Consider the following 16127-nt stretch of genomic DNA (forward strand, 5'->3'; position numbering starts at 1 on the left):
AGCATGACGGTCGTACACGCACCGGACAGTTCGGCAGCCCCGGCGATATCATACGGCGGGCACGGATAGCGCGGTGACCACCAACGGTTTCCGGGCCAAGGGTCTGCGTGTCATCGCCGCGGGCAGCGCCTTGGCCGCGCTGGCGTCATTCGGCCCGGGCGTGGAACCCGGTGCGGCACGGGCGGATCGGCCACCCGCCATCAATCCCGGACTGTTGCCGCCGGGTGGACCCGCGGCCCCGCCGAGCAAGACCGAGCATCCCGCCAACTCCCCGTGCGTCAGTACCCAGGCGGGCGGGGACGGCCCGACGATTCCACCGACCCAGCGTGCCCTGGACCTGGAGCACGCCTGGCGATTCTCCCGCGGCGCAGGACAATTGGTGGCGGTCATCGACACGGGCGTTTCGCCGCATCCCCGCCTGCCCGGCCTCATTCCCGGCGGGGACTACGTCGCCAATTCCGGTGGCGGCACCGAGGACTGCGATGCGCACGGCACGATCGTCGCCGGACTCATTGCCGCGGAACAGGAACCGGGCCAGGGCTTCGCGGGTGTCGCCCCGGAGGCGCGGATCATGACCATCCGACAGACCAGCGCCCTCTATCAGGTCGAGGGTGCGAGCCGAGACAAAGGCCCGGACGATTTCCCGGACGGCTACGGCAAGATCTCCGCACTCGCCTCGGCCATCCGGCGCGCCGCCGATGCCGGGGCGCGCGTCATCAATATCTCCCTGGTGGCCTGTCCCACAAAGGAACCCGAGAGCACCGAGATGGGCATGCTCGGCGCGGCGGTGCGGTACGCGGCGGTGGAGAAGGACGTCGTCATAGTCACCTCGGCGGGCAATACCGACACCTGTAAGGCGAGCAATCCCGGTATCGACCCGCTGCATCCGAACGCCGATCTCTGGAACCGCATCACCTCGTATGTGGCCCCGGCCTGGTGGGACGAGTACGTACTCTCGGTGGGCTCCATCGACGCCTTCGGCCAGCCGTCCAAATTCACGGTTCCCGGGCCGTGGGTCGGTGTGGCCGCACCGGGTGAGGATGTCATCTCCCTGGATCCGCGCGGACCGGGGCTCACCACGGCGAAATTCACCAATCAGGGTCAGGTGAACCGGTACAGCGGAACGAGTTTCGCGGCGCCGTACGTCTCCGGCGTTGCGGCACTGCTGCGTTCACGCTTCCCGGATATGCCCGCCCACGAGGTCATCGAGCGCATCGAGGCCACCGCGCACGCGCCCGGCGAGGGTTGGAATCCCTATATCGGTTACGGCGCTGTCGATCCCGTCGCCGCCCTCACCGCCGAGGTGCCCAAGGATCTCCCGCCCAAACAACCCAGCGCCGCCAGGGATAAGCAACTCCCGCTCCCCGCCGAGCCCGAAGCGCCCGACAACACCGCCCGCGATGTGGCGCTCATCGGCACCGGAATCGTCGGTCTACTCCTGGTTTTGGGCTTCCTGGCGTCATTCCCCCTGCGCCGCAGGTTCGGAATGCACTCCGACGACTGACTTCCCCGTCATCCCGGCATGCTTGTGGCCGGGATCCACACACCAACTCAGTTCTGCGATTTGACCGGTTCCCCCGCCGGATTCGGATCGGGTGCGACCCCGTCATGCGCCACCATGGCCGCCTCCCGACTCAGCGTCGGCCCGGCGGCCAGCAGTCCGACGATCGGCCAGGGCGCAGGTTCGGGTCGAACCGACTCCGGGTCCATACCGAGCGCTTTCGCGGCCTCGAGATCCCTGATGCCGTAGCGCACACCGTAATCGGAGATGAAGAACAGGCTGTCCCGCCGCTGACTGTCCGGCTCCAGCCCGGTGGTCTGTACATACGCGCCCGCACCGGGCTTCATGTAATACGAATCCACTTCCGGCCCATTGCCATCGGCCTGGGCGAGCGGCACCAGCCGGGCACGATCCGGGATCGGCACGGCGTGGCCGGTGAGCACCGTCAGGTCCGCATGCTTGCTGCCGTCCGCCTTGTCGGCGGCGCCGACCGGCTGCCAGGCCAGGCAGTCGACGGGTTGATCCTTGCCCTCCACAATGCCGGGCGCCTTATCGGGATAGTCCGAGACCGGCAGCGCCGAGGAGACCGGTGCGCCGGTGCGATCCGCCTGCGCGATGTGATCATCGGCGGCCGTGGACCGATACGCATTGCGCACGATATCGGCCGTCAACGGCGACACCGGCTGTAATCCATCGGCCAGCACCACATAGTTCCGGCTGTCGGTGCGCACCTGCACCACATCCGCGATCCGATGGTCACCGATCGAATAGTTCGGCGCGGCACCGGCATTCGCGATCTGCGGGGGCACGATCGGCAGCACCTCGGGAATCGCGTCGAGCAGGCCCTCGCTGATGGGCCGCGGGGTATGCCCGCGAATATCGAGGGCGTCCACCACCGCGCGATCGTTCATATCCACCTGCGCGCGGTGATTGTCGTAGATCAGATAGGTGTGGTCGCGCCCCTGCACCAGCAGCGCCTTCCCGGACTCCAGCGCCGCGGCCTTCTCCCCCAGCTCCGGGTCACCGGCGAGCACCGACGTGGTGAGTGTCCGGCTGCCGTCATTGGCCAGCACATCGCAGACGGTCCAACCGCGGCCATTGCTCGCGGATTCGAAGTTCAGGGTGGCGGGTGCGCCCGGAATGCCGATGAGCTGTCCGCGCGGCTTCTTGCCGAGCTCGGACTCCTTCACCGTCGCCGGTTTGGCCGCCTCCCCCGCCGCCAGCCGCGCCGAGGACAGATTCAGCGCCGGATGCACCACATTGTCGATGACCACGTAGACGGCCCCGGTGTCCTTGCCGATGAGGATCTTGTTCGACCCGATCTTGTCCTGCGGTCGCAGTAGAGCAAGCACCCCGCAACCCGCCAGTGCGACACACGCCAGGATGAGTCCGACGCTGAATGCCCGGGACTGCGAGCGCATCGGGTCGTGCAGCATTCGCACGTCCCTGCGGACCAGGGCGTGTTCCATGCGGCGAACCAGGAAGCGATAGCCGCTGACCTGCCATCGCGTCGTCGGTTTTGAAGGCATAAAACTCCCCCGACCAGTGATTGCGTTCGCCGCACACAGTACAGTTCCCGGGAATCCGCATTCGCACTCGGCCACGAATTTCGCACCGCCGGGTCCGGCAATTGGGGGCAGACGATGGCCCGAACGGGCATACCGAACCTGCTGGTCGCGCAGTCGGCCGCGGTGGTCGCACTGTTCGTCGCGGTGGTGTGCGGAGTGCCGTTCCGGGTGGCGCTGGGTGTGGCCATAGCATTCGGACTGGTCTTTTTGTTGCCAATTGGCAAACGACCAGTTTCCGAGTGGATCGGCACCCGAATGCGCTTCCGCGCCCGCCGCCCCCGACCCGTAGCCGACCTCATCGACTTCCACGCGCCCGATGGCCGCTCCCTCGGACTCTTCCGCGACGGCAGCCGCGTGGTCGCCGTGGTCGAGGTACTCCCACCCAGGGGCGGACTCACCCGGCTCGGCCGCAGCACCGTACAATCGGCACATCTGCTGCCACTGCCCGAACTCGCGAAAAGCCTTGGCCAGCACGATATTCTGCTCGCCGGTATCGATATCGTCTCGCACGGTCACCGCAGCCGCTCCGGTACACCCGCCGGGGCCATCTACGAATCCCTGATCGGCCCACTGCCCGCCACGGCGCACCGCACGGTCTGGCTGGCCATCGCCTTCGATCCGCTGCGCTGCCCGGATGCCGCCGATCGGCGCGGCGGCGGACTGCACGGCGCGTGCCGGGCGGTCACCATCGCCACCCAGCGCGTCCTGCGCACCCTGGAGGACGCCGGTTGCGCGGCGCGAATTCTCACCGCACCCGAAATCACCAAGGCGACACTGCAAATCACCGCCGGGGTCGACCCACGCGAACTCACCCAGCACTGGCGCTACGCCGAACTCGGCAACAGCGTCAATATCGGAGCGGCGGTACCGCCCAGCCGACTCGACTCCGAACAGCTTGCGCGCCTGTGGGTTCCGGCCTCGCGCGGCACCACCGTGGCGGTGCGGCTGCGACCGGGCAGCTCGGCGGAGACGGTGCATATCGGTGCGGCCTGGCGGCTCACGGCCCGGGAACTGCCCGAGGATCAACTGCAGCCACACATGATCTCCATGAACGGACGGCACCGCGAGGGCCTGCTCGCGCAATTGCCGCTCGCGGCACCGGGAATGGACGACACCATCCCCACCGAGGAGCGTGCGATCGCCGATATCACCGCCGTCGAATTGCCTTCGGCGGGCTGCGGACAGCTGGTCGGCTCCGATGATGAGGGCAATGGCGTCGCCGTCCGCGTGGTGGGACAGGGCATTTCGAGCGTTTACGTCGCCGGTGAACTGTATTTGGCACAGCAGCTGGTATTCCGCGCACTGGCGGTGGGCGAACGCGTGCTGCTGCGCACCGAACGCCCGCAGGTGTGGGAGCAGCTCATCACCACCATCGGCAACCCGGAGCGACTGACCCTGGCCGCCGATACCCACGAATCGGACTCCGGGTTCACCGCGGTACTGGTGGACGGCGTCCTCGCACCCGCCCCACATGCCGGAATCACCACCATCTACCTGGCCGGTGACCCGCTGGGCTGGCCCGGCGCGCGACCTGACCTGTCCATCGTGCAACCGAGCGCGGCGGGCAATCGCGTCACCCTGCGCACCGGCACCACCCACGTCGAGTTGAACCTGGTCTCCATCCCCCGCGAATCCACCTACATCGGCCAGCCCCGCGCCGCCACCGCCATGGCCGGTCAGCCCGGCTGACCGAGCCGATCGGCCGTACGCGGTCGGCCGGTTCAGCGGCCGTGTGCCGGGTCAGCGCGGCTGGACCGGCCCCCTCCTCATCGGTCATACGCGGTCGGCCGGTTCGGTGGCCGTGTCGCGACTACGCGGCCGACCGGGCTGCCGGGCTACCGCCGCACGCCGCGACCACGCGGTCAGCCGGGGTAGGGGTCCGTCGCGCGGGCATCGCGCAAAGTCCTTCCCCACCAGCCGAGTTGGCGCAGTAGGCGCGCCGCCGCGTCGATCGCCGCGCCGTCCCGAGTCTCCCCGGCGGCATCGAATTTCCGCTTGGCTTCATGGAAGCTCACGGTCTCCCGAATGGAAACCATATGGATTTCGGCCACGACTTGGCGGAGTTGCTCGACGGCACGCAGCCCGCCCGACAACCCGCCATAACTCACGAATCCGATCGGCTTGGCCCGCCACTCCCGCTTCGCGGTATCGAGCGCGGTCTTCAGCGAGGCCGGATATCCGTGGTTGTACTCCGAGGTCACCACCGCGAAAGCGTCTGCGGCGGCGATCCTTTCGCAGTAGGCCCGCGACTCCGGCGTCACACCCAGATCCAACGGCAGCGGCGTATCGATCAGATCGATGACGCCCACCTCGAATTGCCCGTCCGCCCGCGCCGCCCGCAGAAACCAGTCCGCGACCACCGGTGCGAACCGCTCCGGGCGCACACTGGCAACGATTACCTCTAGCCGCAGTGGAGTGCTCACCCGCCGAGCCTAAGCCGCGTCCACCACGATTCCGGAAAGGCCGCGCCACATCCCCGCCACCCGCGCACCACACCCCGTCATCCCGGCATGTGCTCGGCCGCGACGCACACCGGCGTACCTATGCCAATCGAATGCTCTCCGACCGAAAGCGCGCCGAACCGACGGGTGGGTTCCGCATGAACCCTCCAGGGCACTAGCGCCCAGCCGATGTAGTGGCGTAGCCGGACAGTCCCGCTCCCGGACCGGTACGCGCGCTGAATTCCAGTGCGTGCCTGGCACGTTCGGGATTCGCGACCAGATGCCGGATATCGGTGATCCGGTACTGCCCGGTCACCACCGGCGTGGGCCCGTCCAGCGCCTTGGCCATTATGGCGGCCACCTCCCACAGCGTGAGCGGCTGCCCCGAGGCGATATTCAGCGGTACGAATCCGGCGAGCCGCCGCTGCACCGCGGCCACCGTGGCCGCGGCGACATCGCGCACATGCACGAAATCCCTTACTTGCCCGCCGTCTTCGAACACCCGGGGCGGTCGCCCGGCCAGCAGATCGGCCCGGAAGCGCGACACCACACCGGCTTCCGCCGATCGCACTGTGCGCCCGTCGTCGACCGGGGCACCGTAGACATGGTGGTATCGCAACACGGTCGCCGCCGATCCGGTGCTGGCCACCCAGGCGAGCGCGTAATGCTCCTGCGCGACTTTGCTTGCCGCATAAGCGCTCCGGGGTCGCAGCGGCGCGTCCTCGCCGAGTGATTCCCAGGTCAGCAGGTCCCCGGTGCGCGGTGCGCGATGATCGAACAGTCCCCGATCCAGGTCCGCCCGCCGCCGCAATCCCGGAAAGAACGGTCCCTGCCGTCCCGCCCGATACCGGCCCTCGCCGTACACCGCGACCGAGGAGGCCAGTACCAGCCGCCGTACGCCCGCCCGCTCCATGGCCGCCAGCAACACCGCGGTCCCGGCGTCATTGTGCGTGGCGTACACCGCCGCCCGCTGCATCTCCAGGGGCCCGGACCGCGCCGATTCCCGTCCACCATCGGCCGGTCCGCGTACACAGGGCCCGGCCCCATGCCCGACATCCTCGCGCCGTCCAGCCGAAGTCTGTACGCACCCACAGGGTTCCACACCGCCCGCGGCGCGCAAGGCACCGTATCCGGCCGGCCGATCGCCATCCCCCGCTTCCGTCATCGCATCCGGCTCCCTGGCGGCATCCGGCCGGTCCGGTCCGTCCGGTTTATCGGCCCGGCCGGATACCGGTCGCGGCGGCACCCACCGGCCCGGAGTGGTGCCCGGCAGGTCCGGCACGGGAACCGCGGCGGCCAGGTGGCAAACCACGTCCACACCGCGCAGCAGCGGCTCGAGCGCTTCGGGATTGCGAATATCGACGCGGGAAACGCCTTCGGGGGCAGTCGGATTGATGCCGTGGACCGAGTCCAGAAGATTGTCGACGGCGATCACCTCGTGCCCGGCGGCCAGTAGCGCGCGATACACATGGGAGCCGATATAGCCTGCCGCCCCGGTCAGCAGAACTCGCGTCCGGTCGGCCTGCGGTCCGCCTTCGCTCATGGCTTCCAGCCTAGGCGACGGCCGCCGGGGGTGCGCCCGGCGGCAAGGGTGCGGCCCGGGCCGCGGATGCGGACCGGGCCGGTGAGCTGGGGCTTCGCCATAGCCGCGCGGCTCGGGGACTGAACGCCCGACGCCGGATGCGGCAGCCGACTACGGCAGTTCGAAGGGCAGCTGCACGCCGGTACCGGTCAGCACGCGGCAGACATCGCAGGTGTCCTCACCCTCGACATTGGCGATGGCGCGACCGACGAGCGCCTTGAACGGCACCAGATTGCGCTCGAATTCGGCGAAGACGTCGACCGCGCTGACACCGTGTCCGGACTCGACACCCGCGTCCAGGTCGGTGACGAGAGCGATTGCGGAGTAGCACATTTCGAGCTCCCGGGCGAGGACGGCCTCTGGATGCCCGGTCATATTGACCAGCTCCCAGCCGAGCCCGGCGAACCACTGGCTCTCCGCGCGGGTGGAGAAGCGCGGCCCCTGCACCACGACCATGGTGCCGTGATCCCGCATCGGCAGTTCGGTGCCCGCCGCCGCGATGGCGGCGCTACGCAGCTCACCGCAGTACGGATCGGCGAAGGAGACGTGCACGCCGCCGGCGTCATAGAAGGTCTGCTCGCGCCCGGAGGTGCGATCCACCAGCTGGTCCGGTACGGCCACGGTGCCCGGCCCCCAGTCGGCGCGCAGGCTGCCGACCGCACAGGGTCCGAAGATCCGGCGCACACCGAGGCTGCGCAGCGCCCACATATTGGCGCGATAGGGCACGGTGTGCGGCGAGTACTCGTGCTTACGCCCGTGCCGGGGCAGGAAGGCGACCGATCGCCCCTGGACCTGTCCGATCGTGATGGGCGCGCTCGGAGCACCGTAGGGCGTCTCGAGCTCCACCGTGGTGGCATCGTCACCGAAGAAGTCGTAGAACCCGCTGCCGCCGATAATGGCCAGCGTGGCCCGAGGATCCGAACTCATGGCCCAGATTCTCGCGTATGCGTGCGCGAGTGGTGCCACCGGACCGGAACATGTACCCTAGGGGGGTATTGATGCCGGGAGTGAGGAAATCGTCGGTGACCAGCGAACAGACCGCCACAACCGAATCCGCCGCCGTGACCGGGACCGATGAGTCCTGCCACGATCACGCCTCGCACGGCTACATCACCGCCAAGGACGACTACCTCAAGCGCCTGCGCCGTATCGAAGGCCAATCCCGCGGCCTGCAGCGCATGGTCGAGGAGGAGAAGTACTGCATCGATATCCTCACCCAGGTCTCGGCCATGACCAAGGCCCTACAGGCGGTCGCCATGGGCCTGCTCGAGGATCACATCAGCCACTGTGTCGTCGATGCCGCCATCGCGGGCGGCCCCGAGGCCGAGGCCAAGATCAAGGAAGCCACCGACGCCATCGCGCGCCTGGTCCGCTCCTGAGCTACACCGACTCGGCCCAGAACTCCAGGGTCATACCCATCTCCTGCCGGAAGACCCGGTAGAAATTCCGCTCATCGGCGAACCCGGACACCCCGGCGATCGTCGCCGGTGAGCGGAAACCGGGCGCACACAGCAGGTTTCGCGCATGATCGAGCCGCATCCGGCGTACCACATCCGCCGACCCGCACCATGAGGTCGCCTTCATCATCCCGGCATGGAGAGGCTGGGCGCCACACCGGCTAGAGATCATCGGGCAATAGGCGGAACGCGGTTTGACCGGTGAGTGGAGCGACTGCGCGAAAATCGCGCCGGTCGAGCGTCAACACCTCCACGGTTTCGTACCGTTCGGCCAACGAGACATTAGTGGCGTCGGTGAGATCCAGACACAGAGCCAGGTACTTGTTCTGCACCTTGCGAGCGATCCGCAACAGATCGGCCGAGACCACAGGTACCTCGATGCGTCCGGTGCGCTCGTGCGCCAGCAACCAATCGTTGACCGCGTAAGCGGCTTGACGATTGATATTTCGGGTGGTGATGTGCTCGACTTCCAGCAAAACGAGTGGTGAGACGATGATCAGTGCAGCCTGCTGCAGCGCGGCGCGCGCACCGACATGCTCGGGATCCGCGGAGTTGAAAGCGGCGACCAGACCCGAGGTGTCGCCAATCACGATCATCCAGCATCAGATTCGGTGTCGGCGATCGCTTCTCGCACAGCGCTGTCGATCTCATCCGCCGTCACCGCATGCCCGTAGTCGAGAACAGGGATATCCAACGCCTCATCCCATCGACGAGTGCGCATCGCGGCCAGATGAAAAGCTTCCCGAAAATACTCGGACTCCGGTCGCCCTTCGCGCGCGGCGGCCAACTTCACCAACGCGAGGTCCGCCTCGTCGACCATAACCGTCGTCTTCTTCAAGCCCATAGGGTTATGGTACCCGCACCATAAGGGTGGGACATCCTCCCGCTCTGGTGCCGCAGACCCCGATGCCGGATCGCACCCACGCCCTTCAGCAGGCGGCCATTCCGTCCGGACCCGTTCCGCGAATGAGAGGCACCGCCCAGCGGTCCGCGCCCAGCCGCCGCGGCGGTGCGGTCCGCGCGGCCTGCTGCCCCCGCCGCGCCCGATGCCGCGGTGCCAGATCCACCTCGCGCCGGTCCGGAGCCACCGAACCGACCTCCAGATCGGCGTACAGAATGCCCTCCACGCCCTCGGTGAGCGGCGTGACGATATCCGTACCGCTCGCACCGTAGATGCGCGCCTGACCGGTGCTGCGCCGGGTCTGCGGCGCGCGCCGATCCCAGGCCGCGGAGCCGACCACCGCGCACGGCGCCACCACATACGCGTGCGCCTCCAGGGCGTACATACGACTGACGGTGGGTGCCGAATCCGGTCCCGGTACATCACCTTCCGGATGACCCGGCCACGCCGCGATATGAATCTGCTCCTCATCGGCGCGCAATGCCCGGGTGAGCAGCGGACGCTGATTCTCCTGCCCGGACAGCGCACCCACCTTGCCGATGACACCGTGCTGCACGGTCGGGAGATTCGGCGTGCCGGAGGCGAATACCTTGCGTTCGATACTGTTCAGCCCGGCCTTGCGGCGCACCGAGACGATGTCGCCATTCTCGTCGATTACGGCCTGTGCCATATAGATTCGGCGATCCTGCCGTTCCCCGAAGCCGAGAACCACTTGCACCCCGTGATCCCTTGCGGCGGCGGTGATTCGGCGCATTTCGGCGCCATCGCGGGTCATCGAATTCTCCCGGCAGCGGGTGGAGTATTCCGCGTTCCACTGATTGGAATCAACCCAGCGCCACCAGGGAAATCCAGGTAGAAAGGTCTCGGGGAATGCGACCAGGCGAGCCCCCGCGGCGGCGGCGTGACCGATCAGTTCGACAACCTGCTCGGCTCCCTCCGATAACCGAAGCCATTTCGGCTCGGCCTGGATCGCCGCCACTCGCACCGTTCGCCTCATCCCATTTCCCTCATGGAATTCGACTCTTGCCAATGACAACAGCGCACACCATGGCCGAGTGTGCCGCTTTACGGACTGTTCATGCCACTGCGGTGTTTATAGCAATAAACAGTTCAAGGCAATGTACGGAATGCGCCGGGCGTCGTGCCCATTTCCGTGCGGAAGGAACGATAGAAGCTGCGCTCGGTGAGGAAACCCGAGGCCTTCGCAACCGCGGACAGCGGCAACTGCGGTGCGGTGCGCAACAACTCGCAGGAACGTTCGATTCGCATGCGCCGCAACACCGCTCCCGGACCCCCCTCGAACTCGCTGAACACCCGATAGAGCGTACGCCGAGACATTCGGCAACCTTCGGCGATTCGATCAACTCCGAGGTCCGGATCCGCGCAGTTGTCACGCATGAAGCTCAACACCCGCTGCCGATTCAACGCATCGGCGGACTGGTCCCGCGGCACCCCGCCCGAGGCCGCCACCACCGCCGCTGCCAGCAGATCCATCCCGGGTTCGGCCAGCAGCGCCGCACCACCGGGATCATTGCGACGTAATCCCGCAACACCTCGGAAGAATTGCGCGACCACACCGGGCGCGCTTTCACTCGAAAAGTGTTTCGCGGTAGGCACTTCCGAGTCGATGATGCCGTAGCGCTCGCGTAGCTTGCTCAGCGGAACCTGCAGAACGACCTGCTCCCACTCCTCGCCGAATTCCCACTCGTATGGCCGCGAAGTGTCGTAGAACACGATCCCGCCGGGCGCGACTTCCGCTACTCGATCGTCCTGACGCAGTCGCGCACTACCGGAAAGCGGAATGCTTGCGAGAAGGAACTCGTCCTCGGTACGCGCAATCAACCGGCCGGTGCGATGGATCTGTTGTGGTGTCGAACCGACCACCGTGAGATCCATGTCGCCATATCGCGCATGCTCGATATGGCCGCGAAACAGCCCACTCGGCGTCGGTGAAACCGCAAGTGGCACATAGGCCGCACTCACATGCGCTTCCCAGCGCTCGAAAGCCTCCATCGCCGTCGCTTCCGATCCGGATCGCACCTCGACCCGATTGACTTCCTCGAACCGCTCCACTCCCCATCCCTCGACAACCATCGACGGCCTCTACCCGACCGAATACCGGGCAGTGTGTCAGATTCACCAACGCACGGCCAATAGCCGAAAATCACTGCGGCCCTGGATTGACGGAACGCGCCACCTCTGCTCGGAGAAAGCGCTAAGCAGCGGACTCGCAACTCAGGTCCAACTCCAAGTCCGCGTACAGGATTCCCTGTTCGTGCCCGGGCAGCGGACTCGCCAACTCCGCACCACCCGGCGCGTAAATGCGCGAATGTCCACCGGGGCCGCGCACCAGCTGTTTGGCCGGTTCCACACCGCCACGCCGACTCTCACTACCCGCCACATCCATCACCGAACAGGCCGCGATCACATTCAGATTACCGACCACCGCGTACCAGAGCGTGGCCGCATTGTTCACGCGCACACCCCAATCCACATCCCGGGCGATGATGAATCCGGGCCAGGAAACGATATGCACCTGTGCACCGGTGCGCTCCAGCTCCCGGCGCGCGGGCAGATGCAGTTGCTCGGAGCCGCCTTGAACGCCGATGCGGCCGATATCGGTGCGGAAGACATACGGTTCGGTGATCTCACCGGCGCGAAAGATCCTGTGCTCCAACGGGGTCAGCTCCGGCTTGCGCCGCACCCCCGCCAGGACACCCCGATCGTCGATGAGGCACTGCGACATGTACAGCGAACTCCCACAGCGCTCGCTGAAGCCGAGCACCACATGGATGCGATGCCGGCGCGCGGCATCGGCGATCCGCCGAAACTCGGTGCGCCCCACGGTCAATGAGTTGGTGCGGTAGCGCGCGAAGAAGCCCTGCCCCCAGCTCACCGAATCCAGCCACAGCCACCACGGATAACCGGGCAGGAAGGTCTCCGGGAACGCGACCAGCTGCGCGCCGCCGGCGGCCGCCGCCTCGATGAGCTCGATTGCCTGCTGGACGCCCGCACGCAGATCCAGCCACCGCGGTTCGGCTTGGACGGCTGCTACCCGCACCTTCGTCGGCACCTCGGCTCCCTTCGACACAATCGGGATGATCTGTGCCATCACCCTTCGCCGAACGGCTGCCGGGTGCAGCGACATCCCGTGCCGAGCTACCGACGCGGTGTGCCTGGGTCCAATTTGGCGCGGAATTGGCCGGGCGTCTGCCCGGTCTCATCGCGGAAGGCGCGATAGAAGTGCCGGTCGGTGGCGAATCCGGAGGCCGCCGCCACCGCGGCCAGTGGACGGTTCATATCGGCGCGCAGCAGTCGCCGGGCATGCTCCACCCGCATCCGGCGAACCAGCGCCGCCGGGCCGCCGAAGCCCTCACAGAGGCGATACAGCGTGCGTCGCGAGACCAGGCAGGCATGTGCCACCTCGTCCACCGTGAGCTCCGGATCGGTATAGCGCTTACGAAGATAGGCCAGCACCTGCTGACGCGTATACAGCGAATCCGAGGGGGCGGGTGAGCTGCGCCCGGTGGCCAGCAGCACCGCGGAGGAGAGCATGCCCGCGATCTCCGAATCCAGAACCGTTGCGGCCTGGGTGGTCTCATCGGGCGGCAACTCGGCCAGACCGCGGAAGAAGCTGGCCACCACGCCGAGCGCACCGGTGGTGGGCATCGGCGTGGCGAGTGGCAGTTCATCGCGCACCAGACCGGCGTGCTCGAGCACCAGGTGCATGGGTGCGCGCACGATGGCCGAGACCGCGTTATCGGTGGTGCGACTGTCCAGCGGACGGGCGCTGTCGAAGAAGACGATGGAACCGGCGGGGCTATCGGCCACCCGGCCGTTCTGCTCGGTCCAGTTCGAGCCCTCCACAACAATATTCACCAGCAGGAACTCGGCGCTGGCCTGTTCGATCTGCCGCCGGGTGCGCATAACGCGCTGCGCGCTGGCGGACATGAGGGTGAAACTGGAGCGATCGAACTGCGTGGTGCTCACTTTTCCATGCCAGTGACCGGAGGCCAGCGGCTCGATGGATGAGGGCAGCACGGCGTCGGAGACGATGGCCTCCCACTGCTCGAACGCCTGGCGCGCCGAAGTATCCGAGCTCGAACAGACCTCGGTGCTGGCGGTTGCCGCGTTTCCCACTCCAGCATCATCCCATCCCCCGGACTCCAGCAAACATGTATTGAACCTGTTTGAACCCGGCGAAACGGACCAGTTACCAGATAATTCCGGGCAGTACGCCGGTCCGGTCGTCGGCGGCTCGACAACGACCGGACGGCGTGCCCGCATCACTCGACCAGGCACATCGGCTTCATCGACGACCGTGCCGAAGCCGTGAGCGGCGCGAACCCAGCGCCCCACCAGTATTCACACGGGTTGCCACGGTGTGACTGCCCTGCCGTGCCAACTCACTGACTATTGACGTCAGGCGGGTTTGACACCACCGCGCGCACGATGCGCCGGGCCGGGGGACACGATTCGCGAACCGCATAGCGAATCATGCGTGTACGGTGCGGAATTCGCCCGGTGTCATTCCGATTTCGCGTTTGAAGGCCCGATAGAACTGCCGTTCGGAGACGAATCCGGCGGCCCGCGCGATGGAGAGCAGCGGCCTGGTCGGATCTGTCCGGATCAGTGCGAGCGCGCGCTCGATCCGCATGCGCCGCAGCAGCACCGCCAGCCCGTCCTCACCATCCTCGAACAGGCGATACAGCGTGCGCCGCGAGACCGCGCAGGCCGCGGCCACCCGATCCACCGTGAGTCCGGGATCGGCGTAATGCTGCTGGATGTATGCCAGCGCCTGCTGTTTGGTGAGCACCTGCCCCGGTTCCTCATGCGGCACATGGCCCGCCGCCAACTGCACCACCGAGGCCAGCAAACCGGTGCCGTGCCGGGCCAGCACCGCCGCCTGCTCCGGCGCGGTGTACTGCAATTGCGCCAGCCCGCAGAAGAATCGGCCCACGATTCCGGCCGCACCCTCCGGCGGAAAGCGCACCGCCGTCGGCAACCGATCCGAGGCGACCCCGGAGGCACCCACCACCTGCGACAGCGGCACCTGCACCGCCACCACGCCCCAGTTCTGATCGAAGTGCGCGGTGAAGGGCCGCGAACTCACGTAGAGCATGAGACCGCCGTCGGCCATCTCACCGACGCGACCGTCCTGGGACAACCAGCCGCGCCCGTGTGTGGTCACGGTGGCGAACAGGATCGGTTCCTCCGGTTCGTGGATCAGCCGGGGGATGCGGGTGATGTGCTGACCGCTCGCGGTGACGGTCGAGACATCCATATCGTCGAACCGGGACTGCACTATTCGGGCCCGAAAGTCGCCGGATCGCACCGGCGTCACCACCAGTGGCACATATGCCTGCGCCACCGCGGCCTCCCACTGCTCGAAGGTCTCCTGTTCGGTGACCTCGGGCATGGACCGCACCTCCACCACTGCGGGTTCCAAGCCGCCGCTCATTGGCCGATTGTCGCACTCTTGGGCGGAGTGAAAGTCGAAATCCCTTCACATATTCCAACTTTCGGACCGAACGTCCGATTTCGCCGGTGTGTCTGATCCACTGCGCCGCGCCGGCAGGGACCGTCACCCGGTCGACATGCAACTTGCAGAACGAATCCTCACGGCGGAGTTGAGGATTCACGGTGAGATCCGGAATCGATGCCGATACGCATCGATCAGTCCCCCGGTTCCTCGAAATCCGGCGAATTCTCCAATCATGCTCCGCGATAGGAGAATTCGAACGAGATAGGGCTCAATCGCCGCAGCAACCGGAAGAATCGGGCACAGTGCGCATTTCGCGAGTCTCCGCATTGCGTGCGGCCAAGTCCGAATCGTCCGGATAGTCCACCGCGATAAGACTCAAACCATGCGCCGGGGCGACCGTCACCGCACTGGCGCGCTCCCGTTCGTTCAGCAAAGCGCCGACCCACTCCGGCGTCCGGCGACCCTCGCCGACCGAGAGCACCGCACCGACCAGACTGCGCACCATGGACCAGCAGAAGGCGTCCGCGGAGACATACGCGGTGAGCAGCTCCCCCTCGCGCTCCCAGTCGAAACGCTGCAGCTCCCGAATGGTGGTCGCGCCTTCGCGACGGCGACAGAAGGCCGCGAAATCATGCAGTCCCAACAGCTTTCGGGATGCGGCCGCCATGGCCTCCAAATCCACCCCCGGGCGACACGGCACGATATGCCGGGCCTGCAACGGCTCGGCGCCGTACGGGGCGGTGGTCAGGCGATACGCGTAATGCCTTCGAATGGCGGAGAAGCGGGCATCGAACTCCGGCGGAGCGAGCCGAACATCCTTGACCCGCACATCTTTCGGCAGGAACCGTGCCAGCCGGTGCACCAGCCGCGGCGCGTCCACCTCACCGTGCGTATCGAAGTGCGCGACCTGGCCCTGCGCGTGCACACCGGCGTCGGTGCGCCCGGCCACGGTCAGCGCGATGGGCTCGCGCCGCACCTTGCTCAGCGCCTCCTCCAGTACGCCCTGCACGGTGCGCAGCCCGGGCTGGCGGGCCCAGCCGGTGAAGTCGGTGCCGTCATAGCTGATGTCGAGCCGTACCCGAACCGAAATCGGCTCCGGCGCCTGATCGTCCACGGTCACAGCGATCTCCTGGTTAACATGAAGGAAGCCCGCCGACCCGGAGGGGACGGCGGGCTTCCTCATGGAATGAGT

General features: G+C 66.9%; 16 protein-coding genes. 3 read left to right on the plus strand and 13 right to left on the minus strand.

The genetic code is table 11. The features are described from left to right. Positions 1–73: 73 nt before the first annotated feature. A complete protein-coding gene (mycP, locus tag OHB26_RS06525) occupies positions 74–1504 on the plus strand; it encodes a type VII secretion-associated serine protease mycosin (RefSeq protein WP_330183323.1) in 1431 nt (476 codons plus the stop codon). A gap of 47 nt (positions 1505–1551) precedes the next feature. Here mycP and eccB read toward each other — a convergent pair whose 3' ends face one another. Further along, positions 1552–3030, minus strand: coding sequence for a type VII secretion protein EccB (gene eccB / locus OHB26_RS06530; RefSeq protein WP_330183324.1), 1479 nt, complete (start codon positions 3028–3030; stop codon positions 1552–1554). Between the two features lie 114 nt (positions 3031–3144). On the opposite strand from eccB, the gene eccE reads away from it, so the two are divergent. Then, positions 3145–4758, plus strand: a complete 1614-nt coding sequence (gene eccE, locus OHB26_RS06535; RefSeq protein ID WP_330183325.1) for a type VII secretion protein EccE — start codon at positions 3145–3147, stop codon at positions 4756–4758. A gap of 173 nt (positions 4759–4931) precedes the next feature. On the opposite strand, the gene OHB26_RS06540 is transcribed toward eccE, so the two are convergent. From OHB26_RS06540 to OHB26_RS06550, 3 genes are all read right to left on the minus strand, one after another. Beyond that, positions 4932–5492, minus strand: coding sequence for an NADPH-dependent FMN reductase (locus OHB26_RS06540; RefSeq protein ID WP_330183326.1), 561 nt, complete (start codon positions 5490–5492; stop codon positions 4932–4934). A gap of 193 nt (positions 5493–5685) precedes the next feature. Further along, positions 5686–7053 carry an NAD-dependent epimerase/dehydratase family protein gene (locus OHB26_RS06545; protein ID WP_330183327.1) on the minus strand — a complete coding sequence of 456 codons (1368 nt, stop codon included), beginning with the start codon at positions 7051–7053 and terminating at the stop codon, positions 5686–5688. 150 nt (positions 7054–7203) lie between these two features. Then, positions 7204–8019, minus strand: coding sequence for an S-methyl-5'-thioadenosine phosphorylase (locus OHB26_RS06550; RefSeq protein WP_330183328.1), 816 nt, complete (start codon positions 8017–8019; stop codon positions 7204–7206). A gap of 134 nt (positions 8020–8153) precedes the next feature. On the opposite strand from OHB26_RS06550, the gene OHB26_RS06555 reads away from it, so the two are divergent. Continuing rightward, positions 8154–8471: a metal-sensitive transcriptional regulator gene (locus OHB26_RS06555; protein WP_330185524.1), complete on the plus strand. Its 318-nt coding sequence runs from the start codon at positions 8154–8156 to the stop codon at positions 8469–8471. 1 nt (position 8472) lies between these two features. Here OHB26_RS06555 and OHB26_RS06560 read toward each other — a convergent pair whose 3' ends face one another. The 9 genes from OHB26_RS06560 to truA form a co-directional block, all read right to left on the minus strand. Continuing rightward, complete coding sequence (locus OHB26_RS06560; protein ID WP_330183329.1) at positions 8473–8721, minus strand: helix-turn-helix domain-containing protein; 249 nt, start codon at positions 8719–8721, stop codon at positions 8473–8475. Further along, positions 8711–9145, minus strand: a complete 435-nt coding sequence (locus OHB26_RS06565; RefSeq protein ID WP_330183330.1) for a type II toxin-antitoxin system VapC family toxin — start codon at positions 9143–9145, stop codon at positions 8711–8713. The genes OHB26_RS06560 and OHB26_RS06565 overlap by 11 nt, the downstream gene beginning before the upstream one ends. Continuing rightward, positions 9142–9393 (minus strand): CopG family transcriptional regulator, encoded by a 252-nt coding sequence (locus OHB26_RS06570; protein ID WP_330183331.1) that lies wholly within the window; start codon positions 9391–9393, stop codon positions 9142–9144. The genes OHB26_RS06565 and OHB26_RS06570 overlap by 4 nt, the downstream gene beginning before the upstream one ends. Before the next feature lie 85 nt (positions 9394–9478). Continuing rightward, entirely contained in the window at positions 9479–10447 is a 969-nt protein-coding gene (locus OHB26_RS06575) for a nitrilase-related carbon-nitrogen hydrolase (RefSeq protein ID WP_330183332.1), read from the minus strand. 113 nt (positions 10448–10560) lie between these two features. Next, complete coding sequence (locus OHB26_RS06580; RefSeq protein WP_330183333.1) at positions 10561–11544, minus strand: AraC family transcriptional regulator; 984 nt, start codon at positions 11542–11544, stop codon at positions 10561–10563. A gap of 121 nt (positions 11545–11665) precedes the next feature. Continuing rightward, a complete protein-coding gene (locus OHB26_RS06585) occupies positions 11666–12541 on the minus strand; it encodes a nitrilase-related carbon-nitrogen hydrolase (RefSeq protein WP_330183334.1) in 876 nt (291 codons plus the stop codon). 68 nt (positions 12542–12609) lie between these two features. Beyond that, complete coding sequence (locus OHB26_RS06590; RefSeq protein WP_330183335.1) at positions 12610–13590, minus strand: helix-turn-helix transcriptional regulator; 981 nt, start codon at positions 13588–13590, stop codon at positions 12610–12612. A 355-nt stretch (positions 13591–13945) separates the two neighbouring features. Next, positions 13946–14911, minus strand: coding sequence for a helix-turn-helix domain-containing protein (locus OHB26_RS06595; protein WP_330183336.1), 966 nt, complete (start codon positions 14909–14911; stop codon positions 13946–13948). A 292-nt stretch (positions 14912–15203) separates the two neighbouring features. Further along, entirely contained in the window at positions 15204–16055 is an 852-nt protein-coding gene (gene truA, locus OHB26_RS06600; protein ID WP_330183337.1) for a tRNA pseudouridine(38-40) synthase TruA, read from the minus strand. Positions 16056–16127: the final 72 nt, after the last annotated feature.

It is taken from the genome of Nocardia sp. NBC_01503, assembly GCF_036327755.1.
Classification (GTDB): Bacteria; Actinomycetota; Actinomycetes; order Mycobacteriales; family Mycobacteriaceae; genus Nocardia.